This window comes from Arthrobacter sp. P1_B9, assembly GCF_056406495.1.
The window spans coordinates 108,677-120,803 of record NZ_JBFUAA010000013.1 but is presented as its reverse complement, the minus strand read 5'-3'; the positions used below and the strand labels follow the sequence as shown (position 1 = coordinate 120,803).

Annotated in this window: 15 protein-coding genes; 6 read left to right on the top strand and 9 right to left on the bottom strand. The window is 64.6% G+C overall.

The features are described 5' to 3' along the window. The first annotated feature begins 615 nt into the window (after positions 1-615). Positions 616-921: a DUF1905 domain-containing protein gene (locus tag AC1D1A_RS16945; RefSeq protein ID WP_476932075.1), complete on the top strand. Its 306-nt coding sequence runs from the start codon at positions 616-618 to the stop codon at positions 919-921. A gap of 83 nt (positions 922-1,004) precedes the next feature. On the opposite strand, the gene AC1D1A_RS16940 is transcribed toward AC1D1A_RS16945, so the two are convergent. The 5 genes from AC1D1A_RS16940 to AC1D1A_RS16920 form a co-directional block, all read right to left on the bottom strand. Beyond that, complete coding sequence (locus tag AC1D1A_RS16940; RefSeq protein WP_223915857.1) at positions 1,005-1,472, bottom strand: hypothetical protein; 468 nt, start codon at positions 1,470-1,472, stop codon at positions 1,005-1,007. A 252-nt stretch (positions 1,473-1,724) separates the two neighbouring features. Further along, positions 1,725-2,204 (bottom strand): hypothetical protein, encoded by a 480-nt coding sequence (locus AC1D1A_RS16935; RefSeq protein ID WP_476859801.1) that lies wholly within the window; start codon positions 2,202-2,204, stop codon positions 1,725-1,727. Positions 2,205-2,451: 247 nt separating this feature from the next. Next, positions 2,452-2,793, bottom strand: a complete 342-nt coding sequence (locus AC1D1A_RS16930) for a YciI family protein (RefSeq protein WP_476859800.1) — start codon at positions 2,791-2,793, stop codon at positions 2,452-2,454. Between the two features lie 124 nt (positions 2,794-2,917). Next, positions 2,918-3,304, bottom strand: coding sequence for a VOC family protein (locus tag AC1D1A_RS16925; RefSeq protein WP_028275256.1), 387 nt, complete (start codon positions 3,302-3,304; stop codon positions 2,918-2,920). 271 nt (positions 3,305-3,575) lie between these two features. Beyond that, complete coding sequence (locus AC1D1A_RS16920; RefSeq protein ID WP_476948268.1) at positions 3,576-3,752, bottom strand: hypothetical protein; 177 nt, start codon at positions 3,750-3,752, stop codon at positions 3,576-3,578. Between the two features lie 319 nt (positions 3,753-4,071). Here AC1D1A_RS16920 and AC1D1A_RS16915 point away from each other — a divergent pair, with 319 nt between their 5' ends. After that, positions 4,072-5,922 carry an AfsR/SARP family transcriptional regulator gene (locus AC1D1A_RS16915; RefSeq protein WP_476948267.1) on the top strand — a complete coding sequence of 617 codons (1,851 nt, stop codon included), beginning with the start codon at positions 4,072-4,074 and terminating at the stop codon, positions 5,920-5,922. A gap of 88 nt (positions 5,923-6,010) precedes the next feature. After that, positions 6,011-6,193 carry a PspC domain-containing protein gene (locus AC1D1A_RS16910; protein ID WP_476948266.1) on the top strand — a complete coding sequence of 61 codons (183 nt, stop codon included), beginning with the start codon at positions 6,011-6,013 and terminating at the stop codon, positions 6,191-6,193. Positions 6,194-6,392: 199 nt separating this feature from the next. Here AC1D1A_RS16910 and AC1D1A_RS16905 read toward each other — a convergent pair whose 3' ends face one another. Next, the gene (locus tag AC1D1A_RS16905) at positions 6,393-6,596 is read right to left on the bottom strand and encodes a cold-shock protein (RefSeq protein WP_011690916.1); all 204 of its coding nucleotides are present in this window, start codon (positions 6,594-6,596) and stop codon (positions 6,393-6,395) included. Positions 6,597-6,916: 320 nt separating this feature from the next. Here AC1D1A_RS16905 and AC1D1A_RS16900 point away from each other — a divergent pair, with 320 nt between their 5' ends. After that, on the top strand, positions 6,917-7,309 hold the full coding sequence (locus AC1D1A_RS16900) for a TfoX/Sxy family protein (protein ID WP_476948265.1): 393 nt from the start codon (positions 6,917-6,919) through the stop codon (positions 7,307-7,309). Here the strand turns inward: AC1D1A_RS16900 and AC1D1A_RS16895 are convergent. Beyond that, on the bottom strand, positions 7,306-8,043 hold the full coding sequence (locus tag AC1D1A_RS16895) for a hypothetical protein (RefSeq protein WP_476948264.1): 738 nt from the start codon (positions 8,041-8,043) through the stop codon (positions 7,306-7,308). The genes AC1D1A_RS16900 and AC1D1A_RS16895 overlap by 4 nt on opposite strands. 231 nt (positions 8,044-8,274) lie before the next feature. Between AC1D1A_RS16895 and AC1D1A_RS16890 the strand changes: the two genes are divergently transcribed. Continuing rightward, positions 8,275-8,853 (top strand): HNH endonuclease, encoded by a 579-nt coding sequence (locus AC1D1A_RS16890; RefSeq protein WP_476948263.1) that lies wholly within the window; start codon positions 8,275-8,277, stop codon positions 8,851-8,853. Positions 8,854-9,013: 160 nt separating this feature from the next. On the opposite strand, the gene AC1D1A_RS16885 is transcribed toward AC1D1A_RS16890, so the two are convergent. Continuing rightward, positions 9,014-9,766 (bottom strand): trypsin-like peptidase domain-containing protein, encoded by a 753-nt coding sequence (locus AC1D1A_RS16885; RefSeq protein WP_476948262.1) that lies wholly within the window; start codon positions 9,764-9,766, stop codon positions 9,014-9,016. A gap of 313 nt (positions 9,767-10,079) precedes the next feature. Here AC1D1A_RS16885 and AC1D1A_RS16880 point away from each other — a divergent pair, with 313 nt between their 5' ends. Next, positions 10,080-11,336, top strand: coding sequence for a flavin-containing monooxygenase (locus AC1D1A_RS16880; RefSeq protein ID WP_476948261.1), 1,257 nt, complete (start codon positions 10,080-10,082; stop codon positions 11,334-11,336). A 20-nt stretch (positions 11,337-11,356) separates the two neighbouring features. On the opposite strand, the gene AC1D1A_RS16875 is transcribed toward AC1D1A_RS16880, so the two are convergent. Further along, positions 11,357-12,124 carry a hypothetical protein gene (locus tag AC1D1A_RS16875; RefSeq protein ID WP_476948260.1) on the bottom strand — a complete coding sequence of 256 codons (768 nt, stop codon included), beginning with the start codon at positions 12,122-12,124 and terminating at the stop codon, positions 11,357-11,359. Positions 12,125-12,127: the final 3 nt, after the last annotated feature.

The window sequence follows — 12,127 nt, the reverse complement described above, 5'->3', positions numbered from 1 at the left end:
GGATCAAACTCTCCGTTGAAGTAAAACAGACACAACATGCGCCCCCGGGAAAACGGGATGCACACGCTGCACAAAATTTGAAACCAGCCAAATAACACCAGACCACACCACGGGGTGGCGGGCCCGGCAAATTCAACCAATTCAATACAATAAATTGGTATCAACAAACTTGGCACACTATTGAGTTCTCAAACAACAGACACACCCGGCACCACCACAACCAACAATCAGTCAAGGATCGCTCCGGAGCAACTTTTCAAACTTACCCGATCTCGGAAGTCTTTGCAAATTCGCATTTCTGCGATTTACATTCATCCAAGAAGGTCCCCGCCGTTATTTAGCGCGCAAATCTGCGAACCATTTTCAGGCTGTTTAGAAGGGGGTCGGTCGCTTTCTTTCCGCATCAGCGGCGGCGACTCGAATTACTTTACACGCCGGGAGGACCCTGCACAAATCGGCCCCCTGAGGGGGTTCCATGGCGTCACATTCGCCGGAACCGCGCGGATTTCGGCAGCCCTGGCCGCCCCCAAAGGCCGGCGGCCCGGCGTCGGGCTTCTATGGAGTGGGTCACACGCGCACATCACGAGGCTTCGCTCGCGGTGCCATACTCAGAGCGTGACGACGTCGTACACGTTCCGTGCCGAGCTGTGGCACTACCCCGAGCAGGCAGGCTGGCACTTCATCACCTTGCCGCCGGACCTGGCGGAGCAGCTCAAGGACCAGGCCGCCCCGTTCCGGAAGGGCTTCGGTTCGGTGAAGGTGAAAGCTTGCATCGCCGGGCAGCGGTGGTCGACGTCGCTCTTCCCGGACAGCAGGACCAACTCGTACCTCCTCCCCGTCAAGAAGGCCATCAGAACCGCAGCCGGCATCCACGCCGGCGATGAGGTGGACGTGGAAGTCGAACTGATTCTTGAGGGCTGACAACAGGGACTGGATTGCAGGGGTAGCTGCAGGGCGACCCGAGCGCTTGTGCTCTCTGTTGAGCCGCTGCTTGAAGGAACAGTTCACCCCGCCGGAGAGGCCTCCACGAACGCCACCTGCGTGGCGTATTGCTGGTACAGCTTGACGGCCTCGTCGATCTCGATGTGGCCGAAGTTCAGCGCGACCTGCAGCCCCTCCAGCTGGGCACTGGCGGTCTCGGCTGCGCTCACACGGTCCGCCACGGAACGGGACGTGGCAAAGTTCGTGGCCAGCGCCGCGGCAACGGAGCAGATCACCGCCAGCAGACACAGTCCCCGCCACACAATCGAGTCGTCCGCCAGGTTGAAGATGTTCGCCACCGCTTCGGTGAACCCCGTGCCACCGGCGGCGGGGCCGACCGTGAACGCGGCGGCCAGCGCACTGCCCACGATGCTGATGCCGGCCAGCCGGGAGCGCCGTGGTCGTTCCCTGCCGAGGTAGGACTGAAGGTCCCGTTGCTTCTGGTCGATGCGGTTGGACAGCCTTTGCCGCGTATCGGATGTTTCGTCCATGATCTGGTCCCCGGTTCCCTCGCCGATCGTGTCCGCACGCCTGGAAAGAGGGACTGCCAGCGGTCCACCGGTTCCCCAGGATTCCCCAGCCGGGACGGGATCTCCCTGCCCCTTGGCCGCTCTCCTCCCGAAACGCGCACACGTTTAGGATGCTCCCGCGCCACTGCGGGTGTCTAGACACTTGACCGACGACGTCGGCGTTCCCCGCCGGTCCGGGACGGGGAACGGTGCCCCGAGGTTCTCCCGCCGCCGCTATTCGTTCGTCGGCGCCTTCACGTCAGCTCCCGCGTGCACGGCGGTCTCGGTGGGAGGCCGCCAGATGGGCGTGCCGTCGAGTGAGAGGTCAGCCGGTGGGGCAGTCACATGGGCCGTGATCCCCTGGGACCGGAGTTCGGCCTCCAGTATGAGCAGCATCCTCTCCGCCATGCCTATCGAGAGTTCGCCTTTGGTGTCAGTCCAAATCATGGGGCCAAGTTCGGTCAGATAGACATCGGAGACGTAGTTTGGCGTGTACTGGGGGTAGTCACCAGTCATTTCGGCGGGGCTCAGTTCCTTGCCGTTCTGGTCCACCGAATAAAAGCGCTCTCCCGCGGCATACAATGCCGCGGCGGCCTTGTCCTGGTTGTCGGTCTCGACAAGGAACCCGGGTGACGTTTCCCATCCGTCACCCAGTCCTTCCTCGTACCTCTCGCCTTGCTGGTCGAAGATGTCAGGTGCCACGGTTACGCTCACCGGGCTGTTTCCCTTCACGTTGCCGTCGTGGGCGATGGACGGGCTCGGCTGAGGACTCGGGGTTGAGGGTGCCGCACGCACGGTGGGCGAAGTGAAGGCCAGACCGGGTTGGGTGGATCCAGAGCATCCGGCCAAGGCCAGCCCGAAAGCCACCACTACTGCCCCACAAAGATGTCGTCTTGACATGTGCCCTCCCCCGGCGCCCACCAGCCGAGGTCAGTGTAAGCCACGCCCGCCGCGCAGTCACCTAGCTGGCGGGGTCGTACTGGAAAGCGCGCACCTCCTGCGCGCAACGGCAGGCGGCCGCGATCTTCGCGGCCCACTCCAAGGCCGCATCGTAGGAGGGCAGCTCCAGCACCGAGTAGCCGCCTTCGAGCTGCGTCGTCTGCGGGTAAGTGCCCTCGCTCACGGTCCCATCGCCATCCACCATGACGGGCGGGATGCCCTCATCGATGCCGCCGCCGAACACCCAGACGCCGGCGTCCTTCGCCTCCTGGACGACCGCGTGCGACGCATCCGAAACAGCCTGCAGCTCTTCGTCAGGGAAGACCATGGCGGCACTCGGAAACGAGATCAAATATTTGGTCATTCGYGTCGACTCCTTGTTTGCAGCTCGGTTTGCAGCACGGTGAATCGCGTTCATCCTCGCCGATGCCATCGTGCCGCGCAACGGTCTCGGCGGTCCCGGTGGCCGTGACGGCGAACCTGGGACGTCAAACAGCACCCGATCCGTACGGGCGCGTGATTGCTTCAAGGAAATGCCCGTCAGGATCCGCGAAGTAGACGCCGCGTCCGCCGTCGTTGTGGTTGATCTGCTGTGGGCGGGACCGTCCCGGGTCCGCCCAATAGGGGATGCCCTCGGCCTGGATCCTTGCGAAGATTCCGTCGAAGTCCTCCTCGCTGACCAGGAAGGCGTAGTGCTGCGGGGCGATGGGCCGGTCCGCCGTGGCGAAATCGAGGGCCACCCCGTGGTCAAGGGGCACGGTCATGAAGGACCACATGGCTTGGGGTTCCGGCAGTCCGAGCACGTTGGCCAGGAACTTCGCCGACCGCCGCTTGTCCGTTGCGTAGACGATGGTGTGGTTGAAAGCGACCGTCATGGCGACCTCCTCCGGTGTGGTTGTCTGAAACCATCTGACATCCGGCACTCTTCAGATTTCAAGAGCGACAGCTACGCCCTTGGAACCTTCGTCACATGGACGTAAGCCAACCTCAAGCCCACTTGAGTGACACCTGGCGATCACGTACGCCGCCACGAAGCGCTGAACTCCGCAAAGGCAACCGCACGACGTCGGGCCTGACCCCCGCCTCCCATGCTGGAGGTGGGGGTCAGGCCCGTGCTGTTACTGGCGTGCGGCTGCCGGGATTCAGTCAGCCCTGGAGGGACCGCAGGGACGCGTACGGTTCGCTGGGCAGGTTGCCTGCCATCCAGGGGCGGGTGGACCGGATGGGAGGGGTGTGGCCCCGGCCGTCGCGGATGACCGCGACGATGGTGGCGACGGCTGCGAAGACCAGGAGTCCGGCGAGCAGGATAGCGGCAAATTCCATGTGAAGAGCACCTCGGGCGAGTGATGGAGCTGGTTGTTGGGCCTGATGATGGATCAGGTTGTTGGGCCGGAATCCCGGGCGGTCGGTGCGGGTTTGGTTTGCGGATGGGGTTCAGGTTTCCGGTCCTTTTTCTGGGGACATGTCCAGTTTCCGCACCCACCGTGTGAGCCACCGTGTGAGCATTTTCCACGTTGGTTTTCCGCCAGCTTCCGGCTCCCTTCGGCTCCGATCAGGCGTCGGTCAGGCGCCGTAGCTCCCCCTCCGCACCCTCGCCGTCGGCCCCCTCCCCCGTGCCCGCTGGCGGCGTAGCATGACTGATATGGCCGAGACTTGGATTCGGCTCCTCGGTCCGCCCCGGATCGAGTCCGCTGGCACCGCACCCCGGCAGCCCCGGGGCCTCAAGGCTTGGGCTGTGCTGGCCTACCTCGCGCTGCAACCGGGCGGCACGGGCCGGGCCCGGACGGCGGCCCTCCTGTTTCCCGACGCCGAGGACCCGCTCGGTGCCCTGCGCTGGAACCTTTCCGAGCTGCGCCGGACCCTCGGCGCGGAATCGGTGGGCGGCGACCCGCTGCGGCTGGTGCTGCCGGCCGGCTGGAACTGCGACGTGCTGGCGGCCCTGCAGCCAGCCGGCGACACCGACCCCCGCGCCTTCGACGGCGACCTCCTGGAGGGTCTCACCTTCGAAGAATGCCCGGCATTCGAGTCCTGGCTGGAGGACCAGCGGCACCGGCTCGAGAACGCTGTCCTGACGCTGCTCTACGAGGCCTCGCTCGCCGCGCTGGCGGCCGGAAGGGCGGACGACGCCGTCGACCTCGCCACCCGCGCGCTGCACCTGGACCCCTTCAACGCCGACTGCCACGCCGTGCTGATCAAGGCCCTGCTCGCCCTGGGTGACTACCGGCGGGCGCGGGAGCAGGCCGACAAGTGCCGCGAACTCTACCGCCGGGAGCTCGGGCTCGGCGTGCCGGCCGAGGTGCGCCGGGCGCTGGCAGACGCGGCGCCCCCGGCCGAGCCCGGGCTGCCGGCCAGTTCGGCCGCGGTGCGGTCCTACCTCGACGCCGCCGAGGCCTCGCTCTCGGCAGGCTCCGTGGACCGCGGGCTGGAGCAGTTGCGCCTCGCCGCCGAGATCGCGCAACGGACCGGCGACCATCATCTGCTCGCCGAATCCCTGGTCACCTTGTCCGGGGCGCTGATCCATCAGGCCGGCGGCCGCGGCGCCGAGGTGGCCGACCTCCTGCACAGAGCTTTACAAACAGAGGCGCTGAAGTCGGAAGGGTTGGACCCGGAGTCGCTGGCGTCGGGGGGACGGAACCCCGCGCGGCCGGCGTCGCGGGTGGCGGCGGCCGCGTACCGGGAGCTGGGGTACCTGTCCGTGCAGCGGGGCATTCCGGACCGTGCGGCCGGCTGGCTGGAGCAGGCGGCCCGGGCGGCGGACCGGTTCGACGACGAACGCTCCAGGATCCTGGCCATCCAGGGCATGGCGGCCTCGGACACCGCGCACTACGTTGAGGCGCTGGCGGCTCTGGCCGAATCGACCCGGCTCGCCACCGCCGCGGGCGGCCGCCGTCTTCTGGCGTTCAGCCAGGCCTTGGCCGGCCGGGTGCATCTGCTGCGTGGGGATCTGGAGCCGGCTGCTGAATGCCTGGACCGGGCCCAGGAACTGATCGCGGCCGAGCACTGGACGGCGTTTGAGCCGTTCGTCGCCGGGCTCCGCGGCGAGACGTTCCTCGCCGCCGGCCGGCTGGAGGACGCCGCTCCCCTGATCGACCGCTCGTGGGTGATGGCCGACGTCGCCGGCGACCATTGCTACCTGACCCTGGCCGCGGGGGCCAAGGCGAGGCTCAGCATGGCGCTGAATGATCAGGCTGCGGCCGAATCCTGGCTGAAGCGCGGGCTCGACACCACCCCCTGGTATCTCTGGTACCGGGCGCGGCTGCTGGACACCGCCGCCGAGGTCGCGATCGACGCCGGCTCCCCCGCCGCCGGGGACTACGCCGACCGGCTGGGCACCATGGCCAGCCGCGGCGCACTGCGCGAACTGGTGGTCCGGGCGCACTCGCACCGGGCAGTCCTGGGCGACACTGCCGCCGCGGAGACCATCCCGTGGCTGGCCAAGGACATCGACAACCCTGCGCTGAACACGTACCTGGCGCGCCGCGGCCAGCTCTGACGCCGGACTGCGGCGCGTGCTGCGGCACTGGGCGGCAGGGGCGAAAGACACTGCTGACTCGACGGGCGCCTGGTGCTACGGTAGCGAAATGTCAGCAACCTTGGTTCGCCCCAGACGCGGCAAAATCTTCGCAGGCGTGTGCGCTGCCTTGGCCGACCGTTTCGAAGTCCCCCGGGCATTTGTCCGGCTCGGGTTCATGTTCTTCGGCCTGTTCGGCGTGGGCGAGTTCGTCTACATCGCGTTGTGGATCCTCATCCCCCTGGATGACTAGCCGCAGACTTGTGGTGCGGGACCCGGCGCGGGGAGCGCTGGCCGGTATGAGGAGCGCAACGGAAAGGCCGGGCCGACGACGGCGGTGCCGCGCCGCCGTCGTCCCTGTCTTGGAAGCACAGGTGGGTTAAACAAAAGCAGGGCCCGTCCGAAGACGGGCCCTGCTCGAAACCTAACGGTCCCGGGTATCTAAAAGGAAATTAGATAGCCTGGATGTTGGTGGCCTGGGGACCCTTGGGGCCCTGCTCGGTTTCGAAGGAGACCTTCTGGTTCTCTTCGAGGGAGCGGAAGCCGGAGGAGTTGATCGCAGAGTAGTGTGCGAAAACGTCCTGTGAGGAGTCATCGGGGGAAATGAAGCCGAAGCCCTTTTCGGCGTTAAACCATTTGACGGTACCAGTAGCCATTATTTTTGTCCTTCGTGAAGGTGGAGGAACTGTCCCGACTTTCGGGTCCTCCTGTTTGGGGTGCTCAAAACCGCTGCTTCAGAAGAACATGGGCTTTCGACCATGCGTACTGCCTGAACTACGAACTGCATAAACACAACAACAGGATCAACTGTACAGGAGATTCCGGACACGAATTACCACTGCGTCGTCGAGCCACCCTCCGCGGCAGCCCGCGACACCCTCACCGGCCCTCTGCGCGCCCCGCCTGTGCCGTGCCCGGCCGCGGGCATATCCTGCAGGAAGACCAGCCCGCGACCGTCAGTACCGGAGGAAGACCCATGGAAATGCCGAAAGCGTCCGACGCCGACAAGGAACACTTCCGCTCGGTGCTGCCGGACAATCCCAAGGTGGTGGTCAGGCCGATGTTCGGGAACCTGGGCGCCTTCGTGAACGGCAACATGTTCGCCGGCCTGTTCGGCCCCACCATCGGTGTGAAGCTGGCCGAGGCGGACAAGGAGATGCTGGAAAGTACCGAGCGGACCGTTCCGTTCGGGCCGGCCGAGCGTCCGATGGGCGGCTACACCGGGCTGCCGGAGATCTGGAACGCCGAGGGCGACGGCGATGAGGCGCGGGCCAGGGCCTGGGTGGAGAAAGCCTTCGAGCACGTGGCCGGACTGCCGCCGAAGGAACCGAAGGCTTCTAAGCCCCGGCCCATGAAGTCGGACGACTAGGGCAGGACTACATTCACGAGTTCTGACCGGCTGCCGGTTTCCAGGTCCTCGGTAAGGGCCAGCGCACCGATCTGGGGGCAGTGATACTTGTACTCCCGGGAGTTCTTTTCAAGCGGCGTCCAGTCGTAGACCTTGACGCAATCGGTGTACGTGCCTGACTTGGTGGAGATGGTCTCGCCGGTAGCGACGGTGTCCCGCATGTCTTCCGCGTGACCAACGTAGAATTCCTGCCGGTAGGAATCGCCAACGCGCTGCTCGGCCTTCATCCAGATGCCGGCTTTTGCGCCGTCTTTTCCATGGAGAAAGCTGCCCGAGTGGTTCACCAACATTCCGTTCGAGTAGTTGTTCACGTCCTCGCCGAAGTACCAGACGTCGCCGTTTTTGTGTTGCGCCAGGTAATCCCGGGTTTCCTCTACGAGCTGCCCGTCCTTGTATTCCTTGTCCAGATAGACCACCGTCTCAACACCCTCTATGGTCCTGGTCTCCGGCAGGATTTCGATCTCGATCCTCTCGGTGACTCGTCCTTGCTCGGCGGTCTCGTACGTCAGTTTTTTGCCGACAGGGAGGGCGAAGTATTTGTTGGTGATTTCAGTGGTGAAATCTGCTGGGTTGATCTGCGGGTTGTACTCCGCGGCCCTGCTCCTTTTGGTGTTGTCGAAGGCAAATAATGTCACCCCGCCAACCACCAGCAACAGGACGATCACACCAAAGAAGATTGTGGTTCGTCGCTTCATGACCCTTCCCACTCCTTCTGAGTAGAAATTCCTGCAGGGGGTCAGAGCACCGTTGCTTGCCCATGGCCATAGAAAAAAGGTAGCGCGGTCCGCATTGAACCAGAACACCCTCGGCGAAACGCCCCGCTTGACGAGGCACCGCCTCCCCGCAGTGCCAGCGAAGGTACGATCTGCCTCAGCGAGCGGGACGCCGCCCGTCTTCATTTGCCGGAGTCTTTATGGGGGGACCAAATGATTGAATTGAAACGCATCTACTGGACGCGCCAATTACTCCGGTTCGCCATGGCCGCGTTGACGGTGTGGATCTTCGCCGGAGCCATCCTGTCGCTCGTGACGCGTTCCGGGAACGCAACTGCGGTACGACCAACCACGACCGTCACAGCCATCTTTACAGGGATGTTCGACGGCGTGCTGGCGGCCGTCGCGCTTCCAGGCGTACTCGCCGTCGTCCTGACCATTAGCGCGTCGGTAATCCGGGCGAGGGACGTGAAGCGCCGCGATCCGGTCCGGAGCTTCAGCCGCCAGCAGCGCCGCGAAGGCATGTCGCGGGCAGAGGGCCAGTGCGAGATGGAGGCCGGTTTCCGCCGCCGGTGTTCCCGTCCTGCGGAACACGGTGACCATTTCTACCCGTGGTCCAAGGGCGGATCCACCAGCCTGCGGAACTTCGTCGCCGCGTGCAGCAGATGCAACCGGGCGAAAAGGGCCCGAATCCCCTCGCCTCCGCAGCAGGAAAGACTGGAACGACGGCGGATGGCCTACGTGGAGTCCGGGGAAGCAGTCCCAGTTGGCGAGCGCCGGGAGCTGCCCTGAAGCTCGCAGCATAGGCCGTTAGGGACACCGAATCGGTCAGAAGATACGCAAAAACGGGTGTCCTACTACCGTTTCTGCGTCACGGAGGGACGAAAAACGTTCAACGGGGCTCCAGCGACGCGTGACATGACGGAACGCGACTCATACGTAGCTGGCACGGCTAGACGAATAGCACGCCGGACCGCTTATGCACGACAGTGCGCGCTACTTCGGTCGCATCAATGACGTAGCCAAGGTCAGACTTGTCATTGATGCGGCCACAATAGAGCCCGAGGAATACCGGCGAGGGGAAACTCTCATCGCTCCCTCCTCTTCGCACCGCGGCAGCGTTCGGATAGTAGTAAACAGGCGCTCCCGACAGACCAGGTCTCGTCCTGCTATCGATCAAAAACCGAGGCTGCCCGTCGATGAGTATCCCCGGTGGGGAAGCAACAATGCCCGAAAACATGATGGGGAGCCCATTTATTCCTGCGCTTAACCCGAATGGGAAACCTATCACTACGATCGGGTCACCTGAAGTGACTGTGTACTCTGGATTTTCCTCGAGACTAGCAGCGAGATCCACGTCTACAAATGCTCCGTTGGGAACCATAATCGCAACCAGATCTAACCTGTGCGCGAGCGGAGGATGTTCAATCCAGAGTTCTGAGTGGTCCGCGCCGAAGAGCTCAATGACCATACTTTTAGAACTAAGGTCTTCTTCAACCCAAGTGATCGCCGCCTGGGTTGGCTGCCGCATTTTGGAGTCTGCATACTCATTAGTTCCAGGCTTTCGCCCAAGAAGAACGTGCCGATTGGTTATCAGCCACGTCTCATCGAGATTGGAGCATGTGAAACCGGTTCCTGTTGCGATTTCATGACCGTCGACTAAAGCACTGATCTTGACCGATTGAGTCAAGATGTGCGGGAGCACAATTCTTTGGGGCATAGCTTAGTATGGCACCCTCGCTCTTGAGGACGAGTACCTCGAGCAGCAACCAATCTCAACGTCGGCAACCTAGCTGTGCCGTCTGCTAGTGATAACTGCAAGCAGCGGAAAAGCGCTTGGTGTCTCATAACCCAAATGTCTCGAAAGCCATGCGTTGCAAGACAACTCAAAGCCGCTTGAGCGACACCACGCGATCACAGAACGCCGCCACGAAGCGCTGAACTCTACCGCGCCAACGGTAGCGAAGTCCGCCGGCTCCACTCCTTTAATGCTGCCGGCCGGGCGTATGGTTCTTTGTATGGGACCGATTCTGGACACCCTCATCATCGGGGCCGGGCAGGCTGGCCTGGCCACCAGCTACTGGCTTACGCAACAAGGCGTCGAACATCAGTTGCTGGAACGGCGCGAAACGCTTGGCGGGGCGTGGCAGGACCGGTGGGACGCGTTTTGCCTGAACACTCCGAACTTCTCGCTCGCGCTGCCCGGCATGCCGTATGAAGGCCCCGCCCCGGAAGCATTCATGCTGCGGGATGACCTCATCGGCTATTTCCGGCACTATGCGGAGAGCATCGGCGCGCCTGTCCGAACGGGCGCGGATGTCACCCGCGTCGCGCCCGCGGAGGGCGGCGGCTTCAACGTGGCCACAAGCCAGGGCAGTTGGCGGGTCCGGAACGTGGTGCTCGCTACCGGCGGCTACCAGACGCCGAAAATCCCCGCGCTGTCGGCGCAACTGCCTAGCCACATCCTGCAACTTCACACCGACAGCTACCGCAACCCGGGCCAACTGCCCGACGGAGCCATGCTCATCGTTGGCACCGGCCAGTCCGGCGGCCAGATCGCCGAGGAGCTGCTCGCCGTCGGCCGCGAAATCCACCTGGCGGTGTCCACGTGCCCGGAAGCACCGCGCCGGTACCGCGGCCAGGACCTCCTCTATTGGATGATGCAGCTTGCACAATTCGGCCCCGACTACGGACTGAACGGCCTCACCGTGGGGCAGCTGCCCTCCCCCGCGGCGAGGTTCGCCTGCAACCCGCTGGTCTCCGGCGCCGACGGCGGCCACGACATCCACCTGCGGGGCCTCGGCCGGCGCGGCGTCCGGCTGCGCGGCCATTTGGAAGCAGCCGACGACGGCGACCTCGTCTTCAGTGATGACCTTCCGGAACGCCTGGGCCTGGTGGAGGCGGCCTTCTACCAGCGGATGAAGCCGATGTTCGACAGCTATATTGCCGCCACCGGCATGGCGGCACCGGAGCCGGAGCCGGAGCGCAAGGACGCCTGGCTTCCCTCGGGGCCGGCGCGGCTGAACCTCGAAGCTGCCAACGTCACCTCGGTCCTCTGGGCCACGGGCTACCGGCTGGACTTCAGCATCCTGGACATCCCGGTGCTGGACGAATGGAACTACCCCCGGCACCACCGCGGCGTCACCGAACACCCGGGCTTGTACGCCGTCGGGTTGCCGTGGCTGACCGGGCACGGCTCGTCCATCGTGGCGGGCGTGGGCCGCGATGCCGAGTACATTGCGCAGCACATCGCCGGGAACCTCGCCGCCCGGTGAAGGCGACGTTCAAGGGGTGGCTACGCCGCGCCGGGCCCGTCGAAGTCCACGGGTGCGGCGAGGCCGGCCGAGCTGAACCAGTCCCTGGCCCAAGCCTGGACCGAGGGCGTCGCGAGTTGCTCGGCAACAAGCTCCGGCGGCCCGCCGAACACGGACTTCCCCTCCTCCAGGAGGTCCCCGGTGCCGCTGCCGGCGAGGAGCCCGAAGAGCGCAGGCTGGTCGAGGAAGGGAAGCTTCCCGCCGTCGCCGTCGGTCAGCACGCCCCAGAGCGAGGTGAACAGCGAAAACTCCTCCGGACGTTCCCCGTGGTCCGCCACGAGCGGGCAGGCGTCGCCGTCGAGCTGGATCCGCCAGTAGTTTGGCTCCGACTCGTCGAGGGCCATCAGTTGGACATCGTCCAGCCACGACAGCCAGACCGCTGTGCACTCTCCCATCAGCGGATACGGGGCGGCGGCGATGTAGCCGCCCTTGCTCACGTGGGCGGAGTGGCCAACGGCGACGTTGTGGAGCTGCCCCCGGACCAGCGGCAGGACCGCGCTGACAGGCTGGTGGTAGTTGGCGAATTTCCGCCGCATCACGTGGGCGCTTGAATTCGAGCCGATGGAGACCACCAGGGAACGAGCTTCCAGCGGTGCCGCACTGGCCTGCGCGAGGGCTTCATCCAGTCCGGCTGAAAGCTCAAGGGGCCGGAATTCATTGCCGTCCATGACACCCGAGGCCACGGGCGGGTCCCACGGATACAGCAGCGGATCGAGATGGCCGGCGCCGCCGACCCCGCTCAGTCCCATGGC

Bases quoted from the DNA above. Each gene is read 5' to 3' on its own strand.
- AC1D1A_RS16940 (WP_223915857.1), bottom strand. From the start codon at position 1,472: ATGGACGAAACATCCGATACGCGGCAAAGGCTGTCCAACCGCATCGAC.
- AC1D1A_RS16930 (WP_476859800.1), bottom strand. From the start codon at position 2,793: ATGACCAAATATTTGATCTCGTTTCCGAGTGCCGCCATGGTCTTCCCT.
- AC1D1A_RS16925 (WP_028275256.1), bottom strand. From the start codon at position 3,304: ATGACGGTCGCTTTCAACCACACCATCGTCTACGCAACGGACAAGCGG.
- AC1D1A_RS16920 (WP_476948268.1), bottom strand. From the start codon at position 3,752: ATGGAATTTGCCGCTATCCTGCTCGCCGGACTCCTGGTCTTCGCAGCC.
- AC1D1A_RS16915 (WP_476948267.1), top strand. From the start codon at position 4,072: ATGGCCGAGACTTGGATTCGGCTCCTCGGTCCGCCCCGGATCGAGTCC.
- AC1D1A_RS16910 (WP_476948266.1), top strand. From the start codon at position 6,011: ATGTCAGCAACCTTGGTTCGCCCCAGACGCGGCAAAATCTTCGCAGGC.
- AC1D1A_RS16905 (WP_011690916.1), bottom strand. From the start codon at position 6,596: ATGGCTACTGGTACCGTCAAATGGTTTAACGCCGAAAAGGGCTTCGGC.
- AC1D1A_RS16900 (WP_476948265.1), top strand. From the start codon at position 6,917: ATGGAAATGCCGAAAGCGTCCGACGCCGACAAGGAACACTTCCGCTCG.
- AC1D1A_RS16895 (WP_476948264.1), bottom strand. From the start codon at position 8,043: ATGAAGCGACGAACCACAATCTTCTTTGGTGTGATCGTCCTGTTGCTG.
- AC1D1A_RS16890 (WP_476948263.1), top strand. From the start codon at position 8,275: ATGATTGAATTGAAACGCATCTACTGGACGCGCCAATTACTCCGGTTC.
- AC1D1A_RS16880 (WP_476948261.1), top strand. From the start codon at position 10,080: ATGGGACCGATTCTGGACACCCTCATCATCGGGGCCGGGCAGGCTGGC.
- AC1D1A_RS16875 (WP_476948260.1), bottom strand. From the start codon at position 12,124: ATGGGACTGAGCGGGGTCGGCGGCGCCGGCCATCTCGATCCGCTGCTG.